The sequence below is a fragment of the Flavobacterium sp. Root935 genome, from assembly GCF_001429295.1.
GTDB lineage: Bacteria > Bacteroidota > Bacteroidia > Flavobacteriales > Flavobacteriaceae > Flavobacterium.
In genome coordinates this window covers 848,853-873,286 of record NZ_LMJL01000008.1, presented here as the reverse complement: position 1 = coordinate 873,286, position 24,434 = coordinate 848,853, and the positions used below count along the sequence as shown (strand labels likewise).

Here is a 24,434-nt window from a genome sequence, read left to right as displayed (position 1 = left end):
TCAGAAGTAAAAAATCAAGTATTATTTCGAAGCCAATGCAACATCAACTTCATTTTTTAAATCGCTGATGCCTTCTTTTTTAAACACAATTTTTCCATCTTGGTATAAGAGTAAAGTTGGAAAAATTTTAATTGTTTTTAAATCTGCAATAACCTGCGGACTGTCTTCTAATTCAATTTCTACGATTTTTAAATTCGAACCATATTCTCCTCTAATCGTTTCTAAAACAGGTTTTACTTTTTTACACGGACCACAATATTTGGAGCCAATATCTACTAAAACCGTTTTATTATCTGCAATTATTTTATTGAATTCTTTTAAGGATAATTTGCTTTTAAGATTGGAATAAAACGGTTTTCCGCCCCCAATCCAATTTGCAATACCGCCTTCTAAGCTATACGCTTCTGAAAATCCTGTTTTTAGTAATTCTTTTTCTAAAATAACACTTCTGCCGGCTCCAATAGAATAGATAAAAACAGGTTTAGATTTATCTAGTTTAGCCACATATTGTTCATAATTTTCAGATTGTAGGTTGAAATTTACAGCGCCTTCAATATGATTTAAAGCAAATTCTTCTGGCGTTCGCGCGTCTACAATCTGCGGATTTTTTTGACTTTTTATTTTCGAATAAAATGAATCTAACGATAATGAACTATGATTTTCATTTTGCGAAAAAGCAGCAACTGCCCATACAAAGGCAATTGCTGTTATACTGGTTTTTAAGATTTTATTTCTCATACCATTACGCTTGTTCTAGTACCGGAGCTTGCGGTTGTTCTTCAGAAACTGGTTTGGCTTTTATTGGTAGTGACAATACACCTTCTGCAAGAGAACTTCCTTCTTTTTTAGACTTGAAAATTGGCCATAAAAATTGTGCGTACCATTCTTCTTGTTTGTATGATTTTGTTCCGTATGATTCTGGGAATTTACGAGTGATTAATCCAGTTCCGAAGATTACATCCCAGATAAAAAACATGTTTCCGAAGTTTCCTTTAAAATGTCCAACGCCATCTCCGCTTGTATCTGCGTGGTGTGCGTGGTGGGTTGCTGGAGTAGAAATCAATCTTTCTAAAACCCATGCAATTGGATGCAAAACTTTGTATTTGTAAAATGGCTTGTCCCAAGCAATACTTGAATGTGCGCCCAAAGTGATGAAACTTTTGATTACTAAAACAAATAAAGCTGGTAATCCTAACCCTAAATAAGTTAACGTTGCCGTCAAATAAATTTGAGAAAAGAAAACCGTGTAAATAAAGTTTTGTCTAGAAGCCATCGCCATTCCCATGTATGGAGCTGAGTGATGTGTTCTATGAAAACGCCATAAAAACGGAACTTGGTGGTGCAGTCTATGATACCAATACTGCGTTAAATCGTCTGCAATTGCGATTAGGAAAAACCCTCCCCAAAACGGAACCCATGCCAATGAATTTGCCAAGTTTGGAAGTAAATAAGGTAAAGCTGTTAAACTAAAAAAGGCAATTACCGGCGGTAAAAGTAATTTTGGAGCTAAAAAACAAACGATATCAATTTTACGTTCTTCGCCTGTCCATTCATCATCGTACAAACCTGCAGCAAATTCGATAACTCCCAAAACCAGCATAAAAACCGTTAATCCCCAAGTGCGGATATTTTCAAAAGCAGGTTTTGCGAATTCTAAAAATCCAGGAAGCGCAATATGAGAATCAGTTACTGATCCGCCTGTTAGTTTAAAATAAAGGTAAATTGCCAATACCGGCAATGAATAGATGAAAAAACTTATCGTTAAATCTCTTGTTAATTTTTCTTTTTGAACTATTGCCATGATTTCTTATTTTAAAAATTGATTAATTAATGCTAATCCTCCAGCTAAAATTACCAGCGGAACTAAAAATAGGATTGCCCCAACGACAATCTTTTTCCCTATTATTTCATAATCTACTCGTTTCATATCTTTTTGAATTTTAATTCTTTACTGTAAAAATAAATAATTTAACTTCTAATTCTATGGATTTAGTAGAGTTTTATTTTTTATTTTTTCATTAATTTGTTAGAATTTGTTGTTTTACTTCACTTTTTGAATGGTTGGAAGTGTTTCAACGGTTAAATTTTCTCTCAATTTTTCTGATGGTAAATACAAACGAATGATCAAACTCGTTTTTTGAACATTGTTAATAGGAAGCCAGTTTTCTTTTTTTTCTGTACCCGAAAGGTTGATTTTATAAGAAGTGCTGTCGGCCTCATATTTTACATCTTCAAGATTATAGCTGTATTTGTTGATTGGGTTTTTAATTAAAAAACCATTTTCATCATAAGCCGTAATGCTCCAGTATTTTGCATCAAGTTTTTTTCCGTTAATCACATAATCCGATTTTGGGTCTAATGCATTTCCTTCGCTGTCTGTATTTGTACTCAGGTAAATTACTTCTTTTTTAGTCAATGCATAAGGTCCGTAAACTGCTACTTGTGCAATTGTCAGCAAATCAGCTGTGTTGAGGTCTTTGTCTTTATCAACTGTCTGCCAGTTTCCAATTTTGCGCTGTGAATCACTTTTTCCTGATTTGATATTATAAATACCAATGCCGCTTCCTAAAACTACAGCTAAAAGAATTAATCCTAATCCGATTGCTATTTTTTTAATTTTTTGATTTAAAGCCATTTTTATTTGATTTTAAAATTACTTCGCTAATTTCTCTACCGTAACGCCATGCTGTAATTCGGCCAGCGTTTTTACGGGATACGCTTTTGAAACTAAATAACGAAACAGAATCAATCCTTTTGTCGTTGGACTGTAAATAATTTTTTCTTTCGGAACATTTTTTAAAACTTCTGAAGTGCTTCCTTCTGGAGCTAAATAATATTCAAATTTTGCTTTTACTTTTTCTTCGTTCTCTACAAAATAATTGGTTGTATTTTCTTGGTATGCAGATATTGACCAATAAGTAGAATCAGGAACAACGCCAGAGATTTTTAATACATTCTCTTTCAAATCATAATTAATTGTAGAATACAAGAAATCAGGATTTGGAAGCGGAATTACTCTGCTGTTTTCTGCATTTGGCTGATTTCCAAATCTTGGCACATTTACGTAACCGGCATTTTTTTCTGCAAATTTACTTTGCACATAATAGGGAGTTGCCCATATTGTTAAGTAGTAAAAAGTGACTGCGATTACTACAAGCACCAAGGCAAAAAGGCTTTTTTTGATAATTGGTTTTGTTGCTGCCATAATTTATTTTTTTAGTTAATGATTTTCAAATCTTCTAAAAGATTTTGTTGAGATTCAAAACCTGCAAGATTTGTAGAGTCTTGCAGGTTTGGTAATTCTTATTTAGAAGTACTTTCTGTATCTCCAGATTTAGTTACTTGTTTAATCAAATCAGAAACTGTTTTTCCTTTATCGGCTCCTGTATTGTGGATTCGTCTGTTGTACACATCCTGCCAGTCGATTAACGGATAAACATTGTTTTCTTTTGCCTGTTCATCAAACAATTTTTGAAGCTCTGCCAATTTCTCAGGATATTTTTTCGCAAGATTATTACGCTCGTTAAAATCTTCGTTTAAGTTGTACAATTCCCAAACATCAGTATCGAAATTGCTTGGTGCAGGTTTTTCATTTTTACCAAAAGCTTTTTTCACGGCAAACGAATCTGGAAGATGCGCTGCTCCGGCTTTCCATCCATCTTTATAAATTGCTCTGTTTCCGAAGATATAGTAATATTGAATTTTGTGTAAAGATTCTGCTTTCGGATTATCTAATGAAGCTTGGAATGAAGAACCTTGAATAATATCTTGTTTGATTCCTTTGATGTATTCTGGAGCTTTAATTCCTACAATATCCAAAGTTGTTGGAAGCAAATCGGTTACGTGGCTGTATTGATTTCTAATACCGCCTTTGTCTTTAATTCCGTTTGGATAAAAAACAATTAACGGATTATGTGTTCCTCCTTCAGATTGTGCATCTTGTTTCCAGTTTTTAAACGGAACATTCGTTGCTTGAGCCCATCCTAACGGATAATTGGTATTTAAACCTTTTGGTGTACCAATTTCATCAATATTCGCTAAGTTTTTCTTCAAATTTTCCTCGTCAGATACACCTTGAGAAAACAAACTTTGATTGATTGTTCCTTCTGTAGTTCCTTCTTTACTAGCTCCGTTATCTCCAATTGCTACAAAAATCAAAGTATTGTCAAGCTGTCCGCTTTCTTTTAAATAATTTACAACTCTTCCAACTTCATAATCAGTATAAGTCAAGAAACCAGCGTAAACTTCCATAAATCTAGCATAAACTTTCTTTTGCTCTGGAGTCAGTTTTTTCCAATCTGTAATTAGTGGGTTGCGTTCTGGCAAGACAGCATTGGCAGGGATTACACCTAATTTCTTTTGGTTTGCAATTACTTTTTCGCGGTAAGCATCGTAACCTTCGTCAAATTTTCCTTTATAAGGATCGCTCCATTTTGTAGCAACTTGATGAGGTGCGTGCGCTGCTCCCGGTGCGTAGTATAAAAAGAATGGTTTTCCAGGTGCGGCTTTTTGTTGTTTTTGAATATAGCTGATTGCTTTGTCTGTAATTAATTCATTTAAATGACGTCCGTCAGGTTTGATATGAACTTGATCTTCAACCAAATCAGGATTGTATTGATCCGTCTGTGAACCCAAAAATCCGTAAAAATGATCGAAACCTTTTCCTGTCGGCCATCTGTCAAACGGACCTGCATCTGTAGCATCTTCGTCTGGTGTTACGCCATATTTACCAACGGCAAAAGTATTGTATCCGTTTTCACGTAAAATCTCAGCGATTGTTCCTTTATCAGAAGGAATTCTTCCGTCCCATCCTGGGAAACCAGCCGATAAAATAGTGTGAGAAAATCCGCTTACGTGAACTCTTCCTGAATTTCTTCCTGTTAGTAATGCAGCACGTGTTGGAGCACAAATTGCAGTAGTATGGAAATTCGTATAACGTAAACCATTATTAGCCAGATTATCAAAAGTAGGTGTATTGATTAAACCTCCAAAAGTACTTGCAGCACCAAATCCAACATCATCCAATAAAATCCAAACAATATTTGGAGCACCTTTTGGAGCTTTTACTGGTTCTGGCCAATATTCTTTAGAATCAGCTAAAGTTTTGCCGACAGTCCCTTTAAATTCTGTGTTTTCTTGTGCAAACCCGATCTGGACGGCTAGAAAAGCGGTAAACAAAAGCCCCGTTTTTGGACTTTTGTTTAAAAGGTTATTTAATTTTTTCATGATTTTATAGTTTTTTTAGTTACTTTTTAGATTAATATCCAGGGTTTTGAGGTAAACCGTCAGGGTTAATATTTCGTTCGCTTTGAGGAATTGGATAAAGATTATTTCTTTCTGAAACCGAATTTTTAGCCGTTACTTTTTTCACTTCAGTAACCAGAGTTCCCCATCTTACCAAGTCGAACCAGCGCTGTCCTTCCTGAACAAATTCTTTTTTACGTTCTTCCTGAATTGCCGCTCTAAACGTTGTCTGGTTTAGCCCAGCCAAATCAACAGCTGCATCTGGAGTCGTAATTGGCTTTCCAAAAGCTCTTCTTCGTACCTGATTGATTAATTCGTAGGTTTCTGCAGTTGGTCCGCTTTGTTCATTTATCGCTTCCGCTAAAGACAATAAGATATCGGCATAACGAATAATTGGAAAGTTGATAGCGACATTTCCAGGTGTTGCTAAATTGGTTAAATCCAAGTATTTTTTGAAAATTGGTTTCGGAAATGTGTATAGCGTTCCAGTTGTGGGATTCAGCAATTGTTTGGCGTAACTCACATCTCTTCTTTTATCTCCAGGCGCATAAATGTCATAAAACAATGCTACGTCTGAGATAATATCTGCTGGTTCTGTTGCAGTAAATCCAGTAAATGATGTTGATTGAAAAGTACTTCCGCTAGATCCGTTTCCTGCTTGATTAGGTTCAAACTGAACAGAAAAAATATGCTCTTTTCCGTTCTTTTTAGTTTTTGTGAAGATATCTTGAAAATCTTCAAACAAAGCATATCCATATCCGCCGTTAATTACTTCTCTAGCTTTTAAAATTGCATTTGGCCAGTCTTTTCTCGTCAAATAAACTTTTGCCAAAATTGCTTTTGCAGCTCCAGAAGTTGCACGGCCGGCATCTGCAGCAGTGTAAGTAGGAGGTAAAGCTTCAGCATCAGTCAAGTCTTGAATAATCTGAGTATAAACTTCTTCTACAGTTGCTCGATTGGTTTTTAAGTCTCCTAAATTAATAGATTTTGCTTCGTGTAAAACAATTGGAACACCGCCCCAAAGACGCACTGCTTGAAAATACAATAATCCTCGTATGAATTTTGCTTCATTGATCAGTCTAGTTTTGATTACTTCATTTCCAGCTACTTTCGGGATATTATCAATCGACACATTCGCTCTGTTGATTCCATTGTAAATTTGTCTCCAAGCTACTTGAACACGGTCATTTGTTGCATCATGCGTTAAACTGCTCATCGCTCTAACTTGCGGATTTGTCGCAGAAACTCCAGCTGCAGCATAATCTGAACCCATATCTGTTAAGAAATAAAGGTTTCTTCCAAACAAACTCTGCTCTCCCGGATCAATACTTAACGAAGCGTAAACTGCAGTTACACTTGCCACAGCATCATCCTGGGTTATAAAGTAATTGTCTTCTGTTACAAAAGAGGTAGGCGTTACCTCTAGTTCCGTGCACGATACAAGTAAACCTGCACTAAAAAGGAATGTTATAATAATCTTTTTCATTTTATATTTTTTTTACTTAGAAAGTTACGTTCAAGCCCGAGATGAATGTTTTAGAGTTTGGATAAGAACCAAAATCAATTCCCGGATATAAGTTGTTTTGTTCGTATGAACTTACCTCTGGATCATAACCAGTGTATTTTGTCCATGTAATTAGGTTTTCTGCTGAGATATAAAATTTCACGCTTTTTGTTCCTAATTTTTTAGAAACGCTTTTTGGTAAAGTATATCCTAATGTGATTAATTTTAATCTTAAGAAAGAAGCATCTTCTACATAGCGCTCAGAAACAATTCCTAACGGAGAACTTGTGGCTCTCGGAATTTCATTGCTTGGGTTTGTTGGTGTCCAGCGATCATTTAAAGTAGATGCTGCATTTGTTCCCAGCGTAGAAATTTCTAACTGCTGATTTAAAGCATTGAAAATTTTACCGCCATAAGATCCTTGAAAAGAGAAATTTAAATCAAAATCATGATAAGATATCGTGTTGCTGAAACTTCCAACAAATTTTGGCTGAGACGTTCCTAAATTTCCTTTGTCCAATGCATTGATAACGCCGTCTCCATTTGCATCCACATATTTTCTGTCTCCGACTTTTGTATTGGCTAAGCTGTTAATTTTTGGCTGTGTATTTACTTCTTCCTGAGTTTGGAAAATTCCGTTGGTTTTATATCCCCAGAAGCTTCCCAAAGGCAGACCAACTTTTACAATAACAGGCTGCTGCTGTAGTAGAGAGCCATTTGGAACTACAGGGAAAAATTCGTTAACACCATTTCCTATTTCTGTAACTTTATTTTTATTGGCAGAAAATACGATGTTTGAATTCCAAGCGAAATTTTCTGTTTTGATGTTTTCTGTTGTCAAACCAATCTCAATACCTTTATTTTCAACACCTCCAATATTTTGAAGAACAGTTGCATAACCCGAACTCAATGGAACTGGTACATTGATTAACAAATCTTTTGTTTTTTTGTAATACACATCAAATACAAAATTGATTTTTCGATCTAATAATGATAAATCCAATCCAACATTATATTGATTTGTTTTTTCCCATCTTAAATCTGGATTTGCCAATCGGGTAGGAGCCAATCCGGTATACAATGTACCTCCAAAAGAATAGTTTACAGAACCCATTGAAGCCAGCGAAAGATAATTTCCAATTTCCTGATTTCCTGTTGTTCCAGCAGTAATTCTAAGTTTTGCTTCTGTTACACCTTTTATGTTATTTGCAAATTCTTCGTCAGTAATATTCCATGAAAATCCAGCAGAAGGGAAGTAACCCCAAAGTGATTCTGAACCAAATCTAGAAGAACCATCTGCACGTCCAGACACTGTGAAGTTGTATTTTCCTTTATAAGAGTAATTTACTCTTGCCAGCCATGATTTTAAAACACTTTCGTAAGCATCGCTGTATGGTTTTACTGGCACACCATCTTGCAAAGCATTGTATGTATTAGCATCATTTACAAATGTCTGTGCTCCTGCATTCACAACTTCTCCTTTTGTATATTGAAGTGTATAACCTCCTAAAGCAGAGAATTTATGATTTTCGCCAAAATTTGTATTGTAGTTTAAGGTATTTTCATTTAAAACAGAACTTACAGCTCTTTCACCAACAGAAGCTAAACCTTTTGTTCCTGCACCATTTGATGTGTTTGCAGGAGCGTAGTAATTTTGTTTTGTATTGATGACATCGCCACTTACTGCAACTTTAGCCGTTAATTTTTTAGTGATTTTGTATTCACCAAATAAGCTGGTTAAAATTCTATTGATTTTAGTTTCGTTAGTGGTATTTTCTAAATCATTAATGGGGTTAGGAACATAACCATTTACAGAAGTAGCATAAGGGTTATTAGTAACATTATAACTTCCGTTATCATTTTTTATAGGCACTACTGGAGCAGTCAATAGAACACCAACTAAGGGATTTGGATTTCTTCCTCCGCTGCTGCTGGCACCTACACCATTTGATACTGAATTGGTATAATTAGCATTTACACCAAATTTGAAATTCTGAGAATAATTTCTTTCGTAGTTAGCACGAAGTGAAATACGTTTAAAATCACTACCTAAAACAATTCCGTCTTGATCAAAATAACCAGCAGATATGGCATATCTTGATCTTTCATCACCTCCAGAAAAAGACAAGTTATGACTTTGGATTGGTGCTGCAGTTACAAATGCTGCAGACTGCCAGTCATAATTTCCAGAAGTTTTTAAGGCTTCTATCTGCGCTGCAGAAAAAGAAGGTGCCTGACCAATACTGGCTTGAACATCGTTTCTTAAACTTGCCCATTCGCTGGCATTCATTATCCTAAGTTTTTTCGAAATATTCTGAAATCCAAAATAACCTTGATACGAAATATTGTCTTGTCCTTTTGTTCCTTTTTTAGTGGTAATAATTACAACACCATTAGCACCGCGAGAACCGTAAATTGCTGTTGCAGAAGCATCTTTCAGTACCTCAATTGATTCAATATCTGCAGGATTAATAGTTGACAATACGTTAACACTAGCACCTGCATAAGCTACTCCTGCAGAGCTGTTAGAATTATCATTATAGATTAAGATTCCATCTACAACATACAGCGGTTCATTACCAGCAGTTATAGAGTTTCCTCCACGAATACGAACACTTGAAGAAGCACCAGGACGTCCGGAACTTTGCGTAACTACCACGCCAGAAATAGCGCCTCTTAAAAGATTATCTGCCGAAGAAGTTACCTGAGATAAATTAGCTTTAGGCACAGAAGCTACAGAACCTGTAATGTCTTTTCTTTTCTGAGTTCCGTATCCAACAACTACTAATTCATCAAGTTCTTGGCGTTCTTCTTTAAGACTAATGGTAACTGGATTTTTTTCAACAATAATTTCTGCTTTTTTATATCCAATATAACTTACAAGTAAAGTATATGGAAATTTTTGTCCTGTCTGAAAATAAAATTTTCCTTCCGCATCTGTCACAACGCCGTGAGTTGTTCCTTTAATTGTAACAGAAGCTCCTATAATTGGCTGATTTGTAATAGCGTCTACAACAGTTCCGTCAAGTTTAGACTGGATAAGTGGTGTAGTATTTTGGGCATGTATTCCCGCCGTTATGAAGAGTAGAAACAGCGGTATGTATATGTTTAACTTTTTTTTCATTTCTTTGTACTGGTTTTAAGTAATTAACAAGAGGCCCTGAGCACTGTTTATACAGCACTCTAAAAGTGTTCTTGATTTAGTGATAAATGTTCTTTAAGCCTTGCCATTTCTGTTGCCGCAGAAATGGCTTTTTTTATTTACAGCAGCAGGTTTGCATTGTTTTCATTTTAGTTTTTTTAGTTGTTAGTTATTTAAATTATTGAATAATAGGTGTGGTTTCAAGAATCCATCCAACGCAGAAAATGCATCAGAAAGATTTTTGGGTAAAATTCAGTAAATATTTTTTTGATAGTGTTTTTAAGAAATTTGCTGTAACAGAATATCAAATAGCAAATAAAATAAAAGTAGGTTTTAGCAACAGAAGCACATATAACAGCAAGTGTTATAAGTGTACTTTTTAGGAAGAATGTAATACGATATGCTTTCTGTTGTTTTCACAATAATAGTTTTTATGGTTTGAAATATTATTTTAAACTCTANTTTTTTTTTGAAAAAACTTCGTTTATATATACGTTTAAACTTCTATTGTATTTGTTAAGCCCTTATTTTAAAGAGATTTCAAAAGAACATATACTTCGAACATTTGTTAAAATAAATTTTTCCTGCTGGTTGAAATGTAGTATTTTACATTATTTTAAACCTCAATTTTAAGGTTTTTAATGTCTCATATTCAGGCAAAAAATGTTAAAAACTATCATATAGCCTTTTTCAAATTAAAAAACAGATTAATTGTAATGAAATTTTAAAGTTGATTTTGAATAAATTAAAGTAATTTTATAAAGACGAAAAAGAAAATTCAAAATTTGATCCATCCTAATATTAAATACTTATATTTGTAATAAGTATTTATACTTAGTTTAACTAAATAAATAATGATAGAAGTAAAAGAAGCTTTAGAAATTGTAGCAGCGAATAGTAATGCTATGCCAACGCAGAAAATTAAAGTACAGAAAGCGCGAGGCTATGTTGTGGCAGAAACAATTTACTCGCCAATTTCTATGCCTCCTTTTCGTCAATCTGCAATGGATGGGTATGCTTTTACGCACAGTATAAGACATCAATACGATATTGTAGGGATTTCCCAGGCTGGAGATCACTCCAATATCAAACTAAAACAAAACGAAGCCATCAGAATATTTACTGGTGCCTATGTTCCAGACGATGCTGATACAGTGGTAATGCAGGAGCATGTAATGGCCAATACAGATTCAATTCTAATTGCTCAAATGCCAGAGAAAAATACAAATGTTCGTGCAAAAGGAGAGCAAATTGCGAAAGGAGATATTGTTTTCGAACCTAATACTTTGCTGACTCCTGCCGCAATTGGATTTCTAGCTTGTTTGGGAATTACAGAAATTGAAGTTTATAAAAAGCCAAAAATAGGTATTTTAGTTACTGGAAATGAATTAGTAGAGCCTGGAAAAAAACTAAAAAAAGGAAAAATATTCGAAAGTAATTCTATCATGCTTCAGGCGGCACTTGAGATAATTGGAATCGAAAAAACGAAAGTTTACAGAGTAAAAGATAATCTAAAAGCCACGAAGAAGGCATTAAAATCAATTTTAAAAAAGAATGATATCGTATTAATTTCGGGTGGAATTTCTGTAGGTGATTATGATTTTGTAAAAGAAGCATTATTGAAAAATGGAGTAGAAGAACTATTTTATAAAATCAATCAGAAGCCTGGAAAACCAATGTTTTTTGGATCTAAAAAAGATACTTTAATATTTGCACTTCCAGGAAATCCAGCTTCGTCATTGACTAATTTTTATATTCATGTTTTGCCGGCAGTGAAAAATAAAATGGGTTTTTCTGAAATTCATAAACCAAAAGTAGTTCGAAAGTTAAATTCTGAAATCAAAAATGATACAGGGAAAACGTTGTTCTTAAAAGCAAAATACGACGAAACAAACGTGACGATTTTAGATGGTCAAAGTTCGGCGATGCTTAACTCTTTTGCTATTGCAAACGGATTGGTAATTGTAGAACAAGATGTAGAAAATATAAAAGAAGGACAATTAGTGACTATTTTGCCAATTGATTAGTTTTTTTTAAGAAGAAAGAAAATAGAAGAAAGAAAATAGAGAAAAGAAAATAGAGAAAAGAAAATAGAAGAGAGAAAATAGAAGAAGAAAATAGATTGAAGCAAAAAAACGATTAAACAATTTAACAATTAAACCAAAAAATGAGTCTCCTTAGTTCCGAAAATATAGTATTATTCAGTTTCGCCTTAATCGTTATTGCGTTTTTATATTCAAGTGTTGGGCATGGCGGAGCTTCGGGTTATTTGGCTTTGATGAGCATTTTTGCGTTTCCTATTTCAATCATGAAACCATCTGCTTTATTGTTGAATTTATTTGTTTCCAGTATTTCATTTTTGTTTTACTACCGAAATAATTATTTTAAACCAAAGCTCTTTTATCCGTTTGCAATTGCGTCTATTCCTGCGGCATTTATTGGGGGTTTTATAACTTTAGATAATACAATTTACAAGATAGTTTTAGGAATTGTTCTCGTATTTGCGGCATTAAGATTATTCGGGATATTTAATTTTAAAGAAAAAGAAGAAGTAAAAATTAATTTACCTTTTGCATTATTAATTGGTTTTACCATCGGATTATTGTCCGGCATGCTGGGAATTGGAGGCGGAATAATTTTAAGTCCGATTTTATTGTTTCTAGGATGGGCTTCTGTTAAAGAGTCGGCAGCGATTTCGAGTTTATTCATTTTTGTGAATTCATTTGCAGGAATGCTGGGATTTTTTTTAGGAGGAAAAACAATTCCGATAGAAAGTTTTTATTTAGTTCCAATTGCGGTAGTAGGAGGAATGCTAGGCGGATTTTATGGAAGTGGTTCTTTTTCTAACCGAACATTAAAAATGGTTTTAGGAACAGTCATTTTGATGGCAAGTATTAAATTGATTTTTCCTTGAAACTAAAATATTAAATGATTGCAATATGAAACATAGCCGACGGTTTCAACCGTCGGGACAAAGATTGACAACCTGAAACGTGAAACAAAAAAAGTCATGGAAGCACTAACAGTATTTATTCTTTGCGGCGGAAAAAGCTCAAGAATGCAGTCAGAAAAAGGATTGGTTTTGTTTCAGGATAAACCATTCATTGATCACATTATTCAGGCGATTCTGCCCATTACAAATCAAATAAAATTAATCACAGCATCTAAAGACTATGATTATCTGGAATATGAAAAAATACCAGATTTGATTGTAGATAAAGGTCCGCTGGGTGGAATTTACACAGCATTATCTCATTCTGAAACCGAATTTAATCTGATTTTAAGTTGTGATATTCCGTTGATTTCAACCGAATTATTGCAGGAGTTAATTTCAAAACATACGAAAGAGGCGGGAATTACAATTTTTGCATCAGAAAGTAAAACACATCCTTTAATTGGCATTTATTCGAAAAATATTGTTCCGGTAATAAAAGAAGCAATCGATTCTGATGAATTGAAAATGATGGATTTGCTGGCCAAATTACCGCATCAGATTATAAAAATAGAAGAAAGTGAAAATTTTCCTTTAACCAATATTAATTCAATGGACGAATTAGATGACCTCAATATCAATTTAAGTTAATTACTATGCGAAACTTAAAAACACCAAAATTGACGATTGTAGGCGCAGGTCCTGGAGACGTCGAATTGATCACAATGAAAGCCATAAAAGCACTGAAAAATGCAGACGTAGTTTTGTACGATGCTTTGGTTAACGAGGAATTATTAAACTACGCAGCAAATGCAGAAATTGTTTTTGTTGGAAAACGTCTTGGCTGTCACGCCTACACACAAGATCAGATCAACGATTTGATTGTGAGTATGGCAAAAACCTACGGACATGTTGTCCGCTTAAAAGGCGGTGATCCTTTTGTTTTTGGCAGAGGAAGTGAAGAAATTGAATTTGCAGAACAATTTGGAATTGAAACAGCAATCGTTCCCGGCATTTCATCTGCGTTAGGAGTTCCTGCATCGGTCGGAATCAGCTTGACGCAACGTAAAGTTGCCGAAAGTTTCTGGGTAATTACGGGAACAACTTCAGATCATAAATTATCAAAAGATGTTGAATTGGCTTCGAAATCGGCTGCGACCGTTGTGATTTTGATGGGAATGCATAAATTAGATGAAATCATTTCTATCTATCAGGAAAACAGAAATGATGATCTGCCAATTGCAATTATCCAGAATGGAACTAAAAATTCAGAGCAAAAAGTAATTGGAACTGTCAATACAATTAGTAAATTGGTATCTGAAAAAAATATATCATCACCAGCAATTATAGTTATTGGAGAAGTAGTGCGAAATACGTCAAGCTGGATTTCGTATTTTCAAGAACATTTTGATGACGAATTTATATTTCAGAATTTAAATTTATAAGAATGATCGAGGTAAAATATTTTGGAGCTGTTGCTGAAAAAACAAAATGTGAATTCGAAAAGTTATCTTTTTCCGAAGAATTATCACTGCAAAAATTATTGCAGAATTTAAACGAAAAATATGAATTTGAATCATTGAGTTTTAGCGTTGCAGTAAATCAAAAAATAGTTTCAAAAACTACAGATCGCGTTTTGCAGGCAAGTGATATTGTGGCTTTATTGCCGCCATTTGCAGGAGGATAATACATATGGAAACATCAAATCGATATAACCGACAAATAATTCTTCCTGAAATAGGAGAGGAAGGACAATACAAATTACTGAAATCGAAAGTTTTGGTTGTTGGAGCTGGAGGTTTAGGCGCGGCAATTCTGCCCTATCTGGCTGCAGCAGGAGTTGGCGAAATCGGAATTATTGATGATGATCGTATTGAAATTTCAAATCTGCATAGACAGGTTATTTACAAAACTTCGGCTGTTGGAAAATCAAAAGCAAAAGAAGCCAAACTGATGATTTCAGAATTGAATCCGCAGGTAAAAGTAAAAGCATTTTCAGAGAAATTATCAGGGAAGAATGTTTTTAATTTATTTGAAAAATATGAGATAATTGTCGATGCAACAGACAATATTTCGATTAAATATTTAATTAATGATGCTTGTCTGGCTTTAAATAAACCAATGGTTTATGGATCGATTTTTAGATTTCAGGGGCAGGTTTCAGTTTTCAATTATCAAAACGGGCCAACATACAGATGTTTGTATCCCGAGGAAAATAATAATGCTTTGAATTGTGAAGATGCCGGAGTAATCGGAGTTTCCGTTGGAATTATCGGAATGTTTCAGGCAAACGAAGTTTTGAAAATGATTCTTGGTATAGGAGAAGTTTTAAGCGGTAAAATATTAGTTTATAATATTCTAAATAACGAACAGCAGAAATATGATTTTGAAAAAAGCGATTTTCAAATAATAACCAGAGAAGCATTCGACCAAAAATACAATAAATCGGAAACCGAAGAAGTAAGTTTTGAATTGATTTTGGGTGAAAAACAAAACGATGCCGTTTTATTTCTAGATGTTAGAAATACTGATGAATCACCAAAAATCAATTTAAAAAATCAAATCCAGATTCCTTTAATGAATTTAGAAAATGAGATTGAAAAATTAGATAAAAATCAAACCATTTATATTTTCTGCCAATCGGGAATTAGAAGTAAAATTGCAGTAGAATTACTTCATAAACATCAATTTAAAAATATAAAAAGTATTGCTGGAGGTGCTTTAGCAATGAAACAATCGTTGCATGAAAAATCCATTCTAATTAATAAATAATAGCTACTATGAAAAAAGTTATTTTTGGATTGTTTTTGTTTTTTTGTTTTTCTCAATTCGGTTTTTCACAAAACCAAGTTGATGCTACTGGTGAGACAGAGCTTTATGAAGCTTATGATAAAGCAGATAAAGAATTGAATAAAGTTTATAATCAGCTGAAAAATAAATTAGGTACAAAAGATCAGACAGCTTTAGTTGCTGCTCAAAAAGACTGGATAAAATTTAGAGATTCAAATTGTAAATTTAAATGCTATTCTGAAGGTGACGGTGGTGTTATAGCAAATAAAATGTACGCAGATTGTAGAATGCAGCTTACCATTAGCAGAGCAAAGGAATTGAAAAGTTTGATGAATGGCTTTTAAAGTCCTTAATTAAAAAAACTTAAAAATGAGTAAAAATGTATTTGTAGAAGGGCCAATTGCTCCTGATTTTATAGCAGAATCTATTGCTAAACATCAATCCAAACATTCGATTGGTGCGCACAATATTTTTTTAGGACAAGTTCGTGCCGATGTCATTCACGATAATACTGTAGTAGCGATTGATTATTCAGCGTACACCGATATGGCAAATGAAGCTTTGTACACGATTCGCGAAAAAGCTTTTGCTAAATTCGATTTAACCTGTATGCACATTTACCATAGTCTGGGAATTGTAAAAGCAGGTGAAATTTGTTTGTTTGTTTTTGTTTCGGCACCGCGACGCAAACAAGTTTATGAAGCTACAGAAGCAATTGTAAACTGGATTAAAACAGACGTTCCGATTTTTGGCAAAGAAATGTTTGAAAACGATACATTTACTTGGAAACAAAATAGTTAATGGTAGATATTACACATAAAATAAGTACATTAAGAAAAGCAACCGCAACGGCAATTGTAAAAGTCAGCAGACAGGAAACGATTGATGCTGTAGTAAATAATTTGGTCCCAAAAGGAAATGTGCTTGAAATGGCAAAAACCGCGGGGTTATTTGCGGTTAAAAACACACATTTATCTATTCCGGATTGTCATCCAATTCCAATTGAATTTACTTCGGTGGAATATAAAATTGAAGGGTTAGAAATTCAGATCATATTCAATGTAAAAACCGTTTATAAAACGGGAGTTGAGGTTGAAGCCATGCACGGCGCATCTATCGTGGCGCTCACAATGTATGATATGCTGAAACCAATAGATAAAGAAATTGAAATTTCGACAATCAAATTAGTCAATAAAGAAGGGGGAAAATCTTCTTTTAAAAATAAATTTCCAAATGCGATAAAAGCAGCTGTTTTTGTTTGTTCCGATTCAATTTTTGCGGGTGATAAAGAAGATCGTTCCGGAAAAGCAATTGTTGAAAAATTAGATTCTTACGGAGTCGAAACTTCTCATTATGAAATCATTCCAGATGAACTGGATATAATTCAAGAGAAAACAAAAGCTTTCGCAAAAGATCATCAGTTAGTTGTTTTTACGGGAGGTACAGGTTTATCGCCAAGAGATGTAACTCCAGAAGCGCTATCGCCGATTTTAGAAAGCAGAATTCCTGGAATCGAAGAAGCTATACGCAATTACGGACAACAAAGAATGCCTTATGCAATGCTTTCAAGAAGTGTCGCTGGAACGTTGGGGAAAAGTTTGGTCTTGGCACTGCCGGGGTCAACTAATGGAGTAAAAGAATCGATGGACGCTGTGTTTCCACACGTTATGCACGTCTTTCATATTTTAAAAGGAAAAAATCATGACAGCCTCTAACACTATTTTGACGGATGTTTTTGGGCGTAAACACAATTATTTACGCATTTCGCTGCTGGAAAAATGCAACCTGCGTTGTACGTACTGCATGCCGGCGGACGGAATTGCGCTTTCTCCAAAAGCCAGTTTAATGACGGCGGAAGAGATTTTTGCTATCGCTCAGACTTTCGTAAAAAATGGTGTTGACAAAATAAGATTAACGGGCGGAGAACCTCTGCTCAGAAAAGATTTTCCTAAAATAGTTTCTAAATTATCCGAATTAAATATCTCACTTTCGATAACCACAAACGGTATTTTGATTGATCGTCATATTGAAGTTTTAGAACAGTTTAAAATCAAAAAGATCAATTTGAGTTTAGATACTTTAGTTTCGTCTAAATTTCATTCTATAACACTTAGAAACCAGTTTGAGAAAGTAATTGATAATCTGCATTTGCTTTTAAATAATGATTTTGAGGTAAAAGTAAATGTGGTTTTAATGAAGGGTTTTAATGATAATGAAATTGTAGATTTTGTTAAGCTTACCCAGTTTCTGCCAGTTTCTGTCCGATTTATTGAATTCATGCCTTTTGCAGGAAATGAGTGGGACAGGAGTAAAATGGTTTCGCAAAAAGAGATTTTATCTTTGGTAGAAAATGCTTTTTCTGCAGATGAAATTCAAAAATTAGAAAACGAAAAAAACTTTACTTCTAGAAATTACAAAATAAAAGGTTTTCAAGGTGATTTCGGAATTATAAGTTCTATTACAAATCCTTTTTGCGACAGCTGCAACCGAATCCGTTTGACGGCAGATGGCAAAATAAAAAACTGTCTTTTTTCTAATTCAGAAACTGATTTATTGACTGCTTTTAGAAATGGAGAATCAATCTCTGATTTGATTTCAGAATCCATTCAAAATAAAAAGAAAGTCCGAGCTGGAATGGTTACTATTGACGAAATGGACGATCCAAAAAAACACTTTGATAATCGTAGTATGATTGCGATTGGGGGGTAGGTTTTTAGTTGTGAATTGTGAATTGTGAATTGTGAGTTGTGAATTGTGAGTTGTGAGTTGTAAGTTGTGAGTTGTAAGTTGTGAGTTGTAAGTTGTGAGTTGTGAATTGATAGTTGCGATTTACAAATTGTTTTAACGATTGTCAGGCTGAGCGGAGTCGAAGCCTTTTACGGAACACGAAATTAGTATCTTTTTTTTGATGTTCATACATGCATCTATTTTTAAAAAAAAGGCTCAACCCTAAAGTTAAACCTTTTCTTCAGTAATTATTTTTTCTTTTTAGCCTTTGCTTTTTTCTTGGATTTAGCTTTTTTTTCTGCTGCTTTTTTAGCTTTTTTTGCCTTTTCTTTTTTTGCTTTTTCTTTTTTCTTTTCTGCTTCTTTTAGTTTTGCTTTTTTCGCTTTTTCTAATTTTTTGATAACAGCTTTAATCGCTTTTTCTCTTTTCTTTTCTTTCTCTTTCTTCGCTTTAAGTTTGGCTTTCAGCTTTGATTTTATATCGTTTTTTTTGCCAATTTTTTCAACTGTCACAACGGGTTGGTTTTCTTCAAAAGGAACAGGAATATCAGTAGTTTGGATTTCAACAATTTCAGAAACAATAGGTTCTGTATTTTCAGGTGTTATTGCTTCTTTCTTTACGGTCGCTCTAGGTGCTCCTTTGACCGCCGCTCTCACAGGTGTTTTTGCAGCTGGTTTAACTGTCGCTGGTGTTTTTGCAGCCGTTGTTTTTGCAGCAGTCCTGGTTGTTCTCCTAACGGTTGATTTTGCTTCTGGCTGCGTTTCTGTAGTTTGTTCTACAATTGTTTCTGCTGGGATATCGGTTGTATTTACAGCAGGGGTTTTAGTTGTTCTCTTTATCATAACTGTATTTTTATTGAGTAATAGACGATAACTAAGAATTAAACAATAGCTGAAGTACAATGTTTTGGTATAAATTCTTAGTTAAGCTAAATATACGCAATTTTTGAATACCGATATGTTAAGTTTTTTATAGAAAAAGCTAATGCTCAACGGCTTCCAAAATTTTAAAATTACTTTTAGGAGCTTCACAAAGAGAGCAGCAATATGTTTCTGGCAGATTTTCAAACAAAATACCTTTTGGAATTCCTTGAGTTTCATCTCCGTACTCAGAATTGTAAAGCGTTAAACATTCTTGGCATTGATAAATATCCAATTGTGGTTTTTCTTTTTTCTGCGGATTTTCGGTTGTTTCTATAGTTGAATTTCCAAGCTCTTCAAAATATTTTCGGCTTAATTCAATTAAAATTGTCGGAAGTTCCAGTTTGTCAATATCCTGTGAGTGAACAATGTATTCTCTTGTATTGGGATCAAAATTCTTAGCAGACAATACATTATAAGTATCTCTAATTTTGATGGATTCTAAAGCTGCAGGAAGTTCGTTTTTTTCGATTACAATCGAAGTAAAATAGTGGCCGTCACGATTGTATTCTGCAATTCCAAAATTTAATCCGTAGGTGCTGATGTCAAACTGGTCGAGTGTGCGTACCAAAAACGTTTTGAGATTCAATGCCCATTCCATTGCAACAGGCAAATGCCAATTTAATTCGAGTAAAGAATGACGTACGTTGATTCCTCTTTTACCTAAAAATTTTTCCCATTCTAATTTACGGTCTTTCGGAATTCCTTTAATAATGAATGATTTCCAAGGTGTAATACATATTTTACCAATTTTGCATTCAAAACACAAATCGCACATTTCTTTTAAAAAATCGAGATCGTACAGATTATTGCGCCAGTATAATCCCAGCCAATATTGATCAATCCCCATTCTATTCATTCCTTCGTAATACGGAAACGGATAAAAAGGAACTTTTAAGGGTTTATCAATTGTTCGATTATTAGTATCTAATGCTTCGCTGACCAAAGTAAAAAGTAATTCTATATCTATGGCAGTTTCGTCGGTTATTTTTTCAATTTCGTAATACGTTTTGGCCAGATCCCAGCTGTAAATTAAAACAGGATAAACCTCCATTTTTTCCCATTGCGGAAGACGAATATACAAATACCAGTAATCTTCATGCTCTGAAGCAATAAAATTTATATGACCTGTGAATAAAGGAACAAGCTGCTGTTTTGGATCTGTTATATTAACTTTTAATTTGGGCTGTTCTTTAAATTCTTCTAAAATATATAAAAAGCGATTTCCGGTAAGCCAGTTTGTATTTCTAAAAATATCTGTCGAAACATAAGAAGAAACAATATTATTCCCGCTTTTTTGATCTGGATAAACAAAGTGATGTTTGCCCAAAGTCGTTTTGTCCAATGATTTAAAACCATGCGGAAAAATAATATCCTGTCTGGAACCAAAAGAAATTGAATCGAGACCTTCTTCCAATGCAATATCAATTACTTCTCGTAATTCCCCCGGCGAAATAACGCCTCCTTTTACTATTAATCTTGTTAGTTCCATTTTTTTTTTAGTTTCAAGTTTTAGGTTTCGAGTTTTAAGTTTCAGGTTTCAGGTTTCAAGTTTCAGGTGCACGTTTCAACAACTTGAAACTTGAAACCTGAAACAAAAAAACTCATCTACACTTCGCAAGAATCTCTTTAACCTCTGTTTTACAGCTGCCGCAACCTAATCCAGCGCCAGTATTTTTGCATAAATCGGTAAAATCGTTTACGCCACTTTTAATAGTTTCTTCTATATTTCCAGCACCAACCTGACTGCAGGAACAAACTAGTTTTCCTAAAACAGGTTTTGCATTTGAACTTCCTCTGAGCAATAAATTTCGTTTGTCTGATAATTCGATTTTGCTTTCGATCATCGTTTTGAATTCGGCAAATTCATTTTTATCGCCCATCAAAATCGCGCCAACCAAAAGATCATCTTTTACAATACATTTTTTATAGTAACGTTTTTTCAAGTCTGAAAAAACAATTTCTTCGTATGAATCGTCGTTTTCGGGGATTTCAATATCACCAATACTGCAAAGATTTATATCTTCCAGTTTTAAAATATTCATTAAAATCGAACCTTTATAATAACTGCTGATATCGCCTGCTAGAAAGTTAGCCAGAATATCGGCCTGTTCTTCGGCAGCAGAAGTGATTCCGAATAACTTATTATTGAATTCAGCTATTTCTCCAATAGCAAAAATATCAGGATTTGATGTTTGTAAATACTGATTGACTTTTACACCGCGTCCGCAGGCAAGACCGCTTTCGCGCGCAATTTCAATATTCGGAATTGTTCCAATCGTGTACACAATTGCATTTGCAGTGATGATTTTACCGCTCTTTAAAGCTATTTCAATCTCATTCGGATTATTAGTTTCGAAAACCGTGCTCACTTCATTATCAAAATAAATCTGAATATCACGAAGCTGTACTTCTTCTGCCAGAAGCTTACTTGAAATTCGATCCAGCTGGCGTTCCATTAAACGTGAAGCCCTTTGAACAATTGTAGTTTTTACTTTTTTATGTTTTAAAGCTGCCGCTAATTCTAAACCTAACAATCCGCCGCCAATAATCACAACATGCTGTTCTTCTGGAGGAAGATTGGTGCTGTCGAGATGTCTTTTTAAACGATCGGCATCTTCTTTACGTCTTACGGTAAATCGTCCTGGAAGATGTAATTGTGCATTTTCAGGTACAAAAGGACGGCTTCCAGTCGCTAAAATTAGGGAATCAAAAGTATGCGTGTCACCGTGACTATCTATTATTGTTTTTAATTTAGTATCTACTTTATCAATAGAAACCCCAGCTTTCATGGTGATTTTTAGTTTGTTAAAAGTTTCGCCGTCTTTTACTTTTAATAATTGTTCCCAGCTGAATTCTCCAGTCATATATTCTGGAAGTAAAACGCGGTTGTAAAACGGATTTACTTCATTCGAAAAAACAATGATTTCATCGGTTGTATTGAATTCACGATAATTTTGAATAAATCGGAAAGAAGCAGCGCCGGCGCCAACAATTGCAATCTTCTGGAAAGGTTTTACATATTTGGTAATGGAAACGGTAGTGAATTTAAAATCAGGTTCTTTTGAAATTGGGTCGACTACTGTATTGGTTAAATTATTGGTTCTATTTAGATCATTTTCTAATTGTTTTCCCCAGTGCATTGGCAGAAAAACAACTTTTTCTTTTATAGAATCTGTCACTTTTGCTTTTACACGAACTTCTCCATTTTTGCTGGTAACAGTAACAATATCACCGTTTTTAATATCGTTTTTAAAAGCGTCAATCGGATTTATTTCTAAAACAGGATTCGGAATATGCGTTAACAACCTCGATACTTTTCCAGTTTTGGTCATCGTATGCCATTGATCGCGAATTCTTCCTGTGGTTAGGATAAATGGAAACTCAGCATTTGGCTGCACGGATGTATTTTCGATTGAAACAGGAAGGTTAAAAATAGCTTTTCCAGACGGCGTGTAGAATTTTTTATCGGTAAATAATCTAGGTGTTCCCGGATGTCTATAATCTGGAACCGGCCATTGAAAAGTACCTTCGGTTTTTAAACGGTTGTAATTTAAGAAAGAAATATCGATGTTAGTTCCTTTCGTAAGTGCACAATGTTCCTTGTAAATTTCTTCGGCGCCATTGAAATTAAATCCGTTGAAATTCATTTTTTTCGCAAAGCGAATTAGAATTTCAATATCTGGAAGCGCTTCTCCCGGCGCATTAATTCCTTTTGGTAAATAAGAAATACGACGTTCAGAATTGGTCATCGTTCCCTCTTTTTCCAGCCATCCCGCTGCAGGCAATAATAAATCGGCAAATTTGGCTGTATCGGCATTATGAGAAATGTCTTGGACCACAACAAATTTGGCATTTTTAAGTGCTTTTTCGGCTCTTCTGGAATCGGGTAAACTCACTAATGGATTGGTGCAAATAATCCAAACTGCTTTCATTTTTCCCGATTCCAATGCTTCAAACATTTCAGTTGCTGTTAATCCAGGTTTATCTGAAATTTCGTCAACACCCCAAAAATCTGCAACTTCTTTTCGATGCGTCGGATTTGCAATATCTTTATGTGCTGCCAAAAGTGTTGCCATTCCGCCCACTTCGCGGCCGCCCATTGCGTTGGGCTGACCCGTTAATGAGAAGGGGCCAGAACCTGGTTTTCCTACCTGTCCCGTTAACAAAGATAAATTCAGCAAAGCCGTATTTTTATCAACCCCAACAGCACTTTGATTTAAACCCATTGCCCAAAGCGAAATAAAACCTTTTGCTTTACCGATAATGTCTGCTGCCAGTTTAATATCGCTTACAGAAATTCCACAGAGTTTAGAAGCTTTTTCTAAAGAGGTATTTAAAACTAAATCCTTATACTGTTTAAAGTTTTCTGCATTATTTTTTACAAAATCATGATCGACATAGCCTTTTTCGATGATTCGTTTGGCAATGGCATGATATAAAATAATATCAGAACCTGGAATAATCTGCAAATGCAAATCGGCGAAAGCAGCAGTGTCTGTCCGCCTTGGATCAATTACAATTATTTTTATTTTCGGATTTTTCTCTTTATGTTTTTCAAGTCGTCGAAATAGAATAGGGTGGCACCAAGCTGGATTGGCACCTGTAATTAAAAAAGTATCAGCCAATTCAATATCATCATAAGCAATTGGAACAGAATCTTCTCCAAAAGTTTTTTTGTAACCCACAACAGCCGAACTCATGCAGAGTCTGGAATTGGTATCGATATTATTGGTTTTTAAAAATCCTTTTACAAGTTTGTTTACTAAGTAATATTCTTCTGTTAAACATTGTCCAGAAATATAAAAACCAACGCTGTCTGGTCCGTGTTTTTTGATGATAGAAGAGAAAACAGCAGCAGCACGGTCAAGAGCGGTATCCCAGCTGACACGTTCCAGCGGATAAGATTTACTGCCTCGCATTTCGGGATACAGAATTCTATCAGATGTGTCGTTAACTACGTAGTGCAGATTCATTCCTTTAGAACACAGCATTCCTTTATTAACAGGATGGTCCTTGTCACCTTCAACCATTACACCGTTTTTGGTATCATTAGTTACGATTATGCCGCATCCAACGCCGCAATAGGAACAGGTGGTTTTGATCTTTGTATTTTGCATTACAATTCTGTTTTTGAATACTACTTTATCGAATCTGCTTCACTCTAGATGAATA

General features: G+C 34.5%; 20 protein-coding genes. 10 read left to right on the top strand and 10 right to left on the bottom strand.

The genetic code is table 11. The annotated features are described in order from the left end of the window. Nucleotides 1-21: 21 nt before the first annotated feature. The 7 genes from ASE40_RS08905 to ASE40_RS08875 form a co-directional block, all read right to left on the bottom strand. On the bottom strand, nucleotides 22-738 hold the full coding sequence (locus ASE40_RS08905; protein WP_057116597.1) for a thioredoxin domain-containing protein: 717 nt from the start codon (nucleotides 736-738) through the stop codon (nucleotides 22-24). Nucleotides 739-742: 4 nt separating this feature from the next. Next, nucleotides 743-1,801 (bottom strand): sterol desaturase family protein, encoded by a 1,059-nt coding sequence (locus tag ASE40_RS08900; RefSeq protein ID WP_057116596.1) that lies wholly within the window; start codon nucleotides 1,799-1,801, stop codon nucleotides 743-745. Between the two features lie 240 nt (nucleotides 1,802-2,041). After that, a complete protein-coding gene (locus tag ASE40_RS08895) occupies nucleotides 2,042-2,635 on the bottom strand; it encodes a DUF1214 domain-containing protein (RefSeq protein WP_057116595.1) in 594 nt (197 codons plus the stop codon). 18 nt (nucleotides 2,636-2,653) lie between these two features. Beyond that, a complete protein-coding gene (locus ASE40_RS08890; RefSeq protein WP_057116594.1) occupies nucleotides 2,654-3,205 on the bottom strand; it encodes a DUF1254 domain-containing protein in 552 nt (183 codons plus the stop codon). A gap of 98 nt (nucleotides 3,206-3,303) precedes the next feature. Continuing rightward, nucleotides 3,304-5,226, bottom strand: a complete 1,923-nt coding sequence (locus ASE40_RS08885) for an arylsulfatase (RefSeq protein ID WP_057116593.1) — start codon at nucleotides 5,224-5,226, stop codon at nucleotides 3,304-3,306. A gap of 31 nt (nucleotides 5,227-5,257) precedes the next feature. Continuing rightward, nucleotides 5,258-6,730 (bottom strand): RagB/SusD family nutrient uptake outer membrane protein, encoded by a 1,473-nt coding sequence (locus ASE40_RS08880; protein ID WP_057116592.1) that lies wholly within the window; start codon nucleotides 6,728-6,730, stop codon nucleotides 5,258-5,260. A 16-nt stretch (nucleotides 6,731-6,746) separates the two neighbouring features. Continuing rightward, nucleotides 6,747-9,872, bottom strand: coding sequence for a SusC/RagA family TonB-linked outer membrane protein (locus ASE40_RS08875; RefSeq protein WP_057116591.1), 3,126 nt, complete (start codon nucleotides 9,870-9,872; stop codon nucleotides 6,747-6,749). A gap of 872 nt (nucleotides 9,873-10,744) precedes the next feature. On the opposite strand from ASE40_RS08875, the gene glp reads away from it, so the two are divergent. The 10 genes from glp to moaA all read left to right on the top strand — a co-directional run bounded on the left by glp (nucleotide 10,745) and on the right by moaA (nucleotide 18,321). Continuing rightward, on the top strand, nucleotides 10,745-11,917 hold the full coding sequence (gene glp / locus ASE40_RS08865) for a gephyrin-like molybdotransferase Glp (protein ID WP_057116589.1): 1,173 nt from the start codon (nucleotides 10,745-10,747) through the stop codon (nucleotides 11,915-11,917). Nucleotides 11,918-12,057: 140 nt separating this feature from the next. Continuing rightward, the gene (locus ASE40_RS08860) at nucleotides 12,058-12,804 is read left to right on the top strand and encodes a sulfite exporter TauE/SafE family protein (RefSeq protein ID WP_057116588.1); all 747 of its coding nucleotides are present in this window, start codon (nucleotides 12,058-12,060) and stop codon (nucleotides 12,802-12,804) included. Nucleotides 12,805-12,900: 96 nt separating this feature from the next. Continuing rightward, a complete protein-coding gene (locus ASE40_RS08855; RefSeq protein ID WP_057116587.1) occupies nucleotides 12,901-13,473 on the top strand; it encodes a molybdenum cofactor guanylyltransferase in 573 nt (190 codons plus the stop codon). Nucleotides 13,474-13,478: 5 nt separating this feature from the next. Further along, nucleotides 13,479-14,267 (top strand): uroporphyrinogen-III C-methyltransferase, encoded by a 789-nt coding sequence (gene cobA / locus ASE40_RS08850; RefSeq protein ID WP_057116586.1) that lies wholly within the window; start codon nucleotides 13,479-13,481, stop codon nucleotides 14,265-14,267. A 2-nt stretch (nucleotides 14,268-14,269) separates the two neighbouring features. Then, on the top strand, nucleotides 14,270-14,509 hold the full coding sequence (locus ASE40_RS08845) for a MoaD/ThiS family protein (RefSeq protein ID WP_057116585.1): 240 nt from the start codon (nucleotides 14,270-14,272) through the stop codon (nucleotides 14,507-14,509). A gap of 5 nt (nucleotides 14,510-14,514) precedes the next feature. Then, on the top strand, nucleotides 14,515-15,594 hold the full coding sequence (gene moeB, locus ASE40_RS08840) for a HesA/MoeB/ThiF family protein (protein WP_057116584.1): 1,080 nt from the start codon (nucleotides 14,515-14,517) through the stop codon (nucleotides 15,592-15,594). Nucleotides 15,595-15,602: 8 nt separating this feature from the next. Then, the gene (locus tag ASE40_RS08835; protein WP_057116583.1) at nucleotides 15,603-15,956 is read left to right on the top strand and encodes a lysozyme inhibitor LprI family protein; all 354 of its coding nucleotides are present in this window, start codon (nucleotides 15,603-15,605) and stop codon (nucleotides 15,954-15,956) included. Between the two features lie 25 nt (nucleotides 15,957-15,981). Beyond that, a complete protein-coding gene (locus ASE40_RS08830) occupies nucleotides 15,982-16,413 on the top strand; it encodes a molybdenum cofactor biosynthesis protein MoaE (RefSeq protein ID WP_057116582.1) in 432 nt (143 codons plus the stop codon). Then, nucleotides 16,413-17,327: a bifunctional molybdenum cofactor biosynthesis protein MoaC/MoaB gene (gene moaCB / locus ASE40_RS08825; protein WP_057116581.1), complete on the top strand. Its 915-nt coding sequence runs from the start codon at nucleotides 16,413-16,415 to the stop codon at nucleotides 17,325-17,327. Before ASE40_RS08830 ends, moaCB begins: the two co-directional genes overlap by 1 nt. Beyond that, nucleotides 17,314-18,321: a GTP 3',8-cyclase MoaA gene (gene moaA, locus ASE40_RS08820; protein WP_057116580.1), complete on the top strand. Its 1,008-nt coding sequence runs from the start codon at nucleotides 17,314-17,316 to the stop codon at nucleotides 18,319-18,321. The genes moaCB and moaA overlap by 14 nt, the downstream gene beginning before the upstream one ends. A gap of 266 nt (nucleotides 18,322-18,587) precedes the next feature. On the opposite strand, the gene ASE40_RS21865 is transcribed toward moaA, so the two are convergent. The 3 genes from ASE40_RS21865 to ASE40_RS08805 form a co-directional block, all read right to left on the bottom strand. Beyond that, nucleotides 18,588-19,181, bottom strand: a complete 594-nt coding sequence (locus ASE40_RS21865) for a hypothetical protein (RefSeq protein WP_057116579.1) — start codon at nucleotides 19,179-19,181, stop codon at nucleotides 18,588-18,590. 139 nt (nucleotides 19,182-19,320) lie between these two features. Further along, on the bottom strand, nucleotides 19,321-20,751 hold the full coding sequence (locus tag ASE40_RS08810; protein WP_057116578.1) for a rubredoxin domain-containing protein: 1,431 nt from the start codon (nucleotides 20,749-20,751) through the stop codon (nucleotides 19,321-19,323). A gap of 112 nt (nucleotides 20,752-20,863) precedes the next feature. Beyond that, on the bottom strand, nucleotides 20,864-24,379 hold the full coding sequence (locus tag ASE40_RS08805; protein WP_057116577.1) for a nitrate reductase: 3,516 nt from the start codon (nucleotides 24,377-24,379) through the stop codon (nucleotides 20,864-20,866). Between the last annotated feature and the right edge of the window lie 55 nt (nucleotides 24,380-24,434).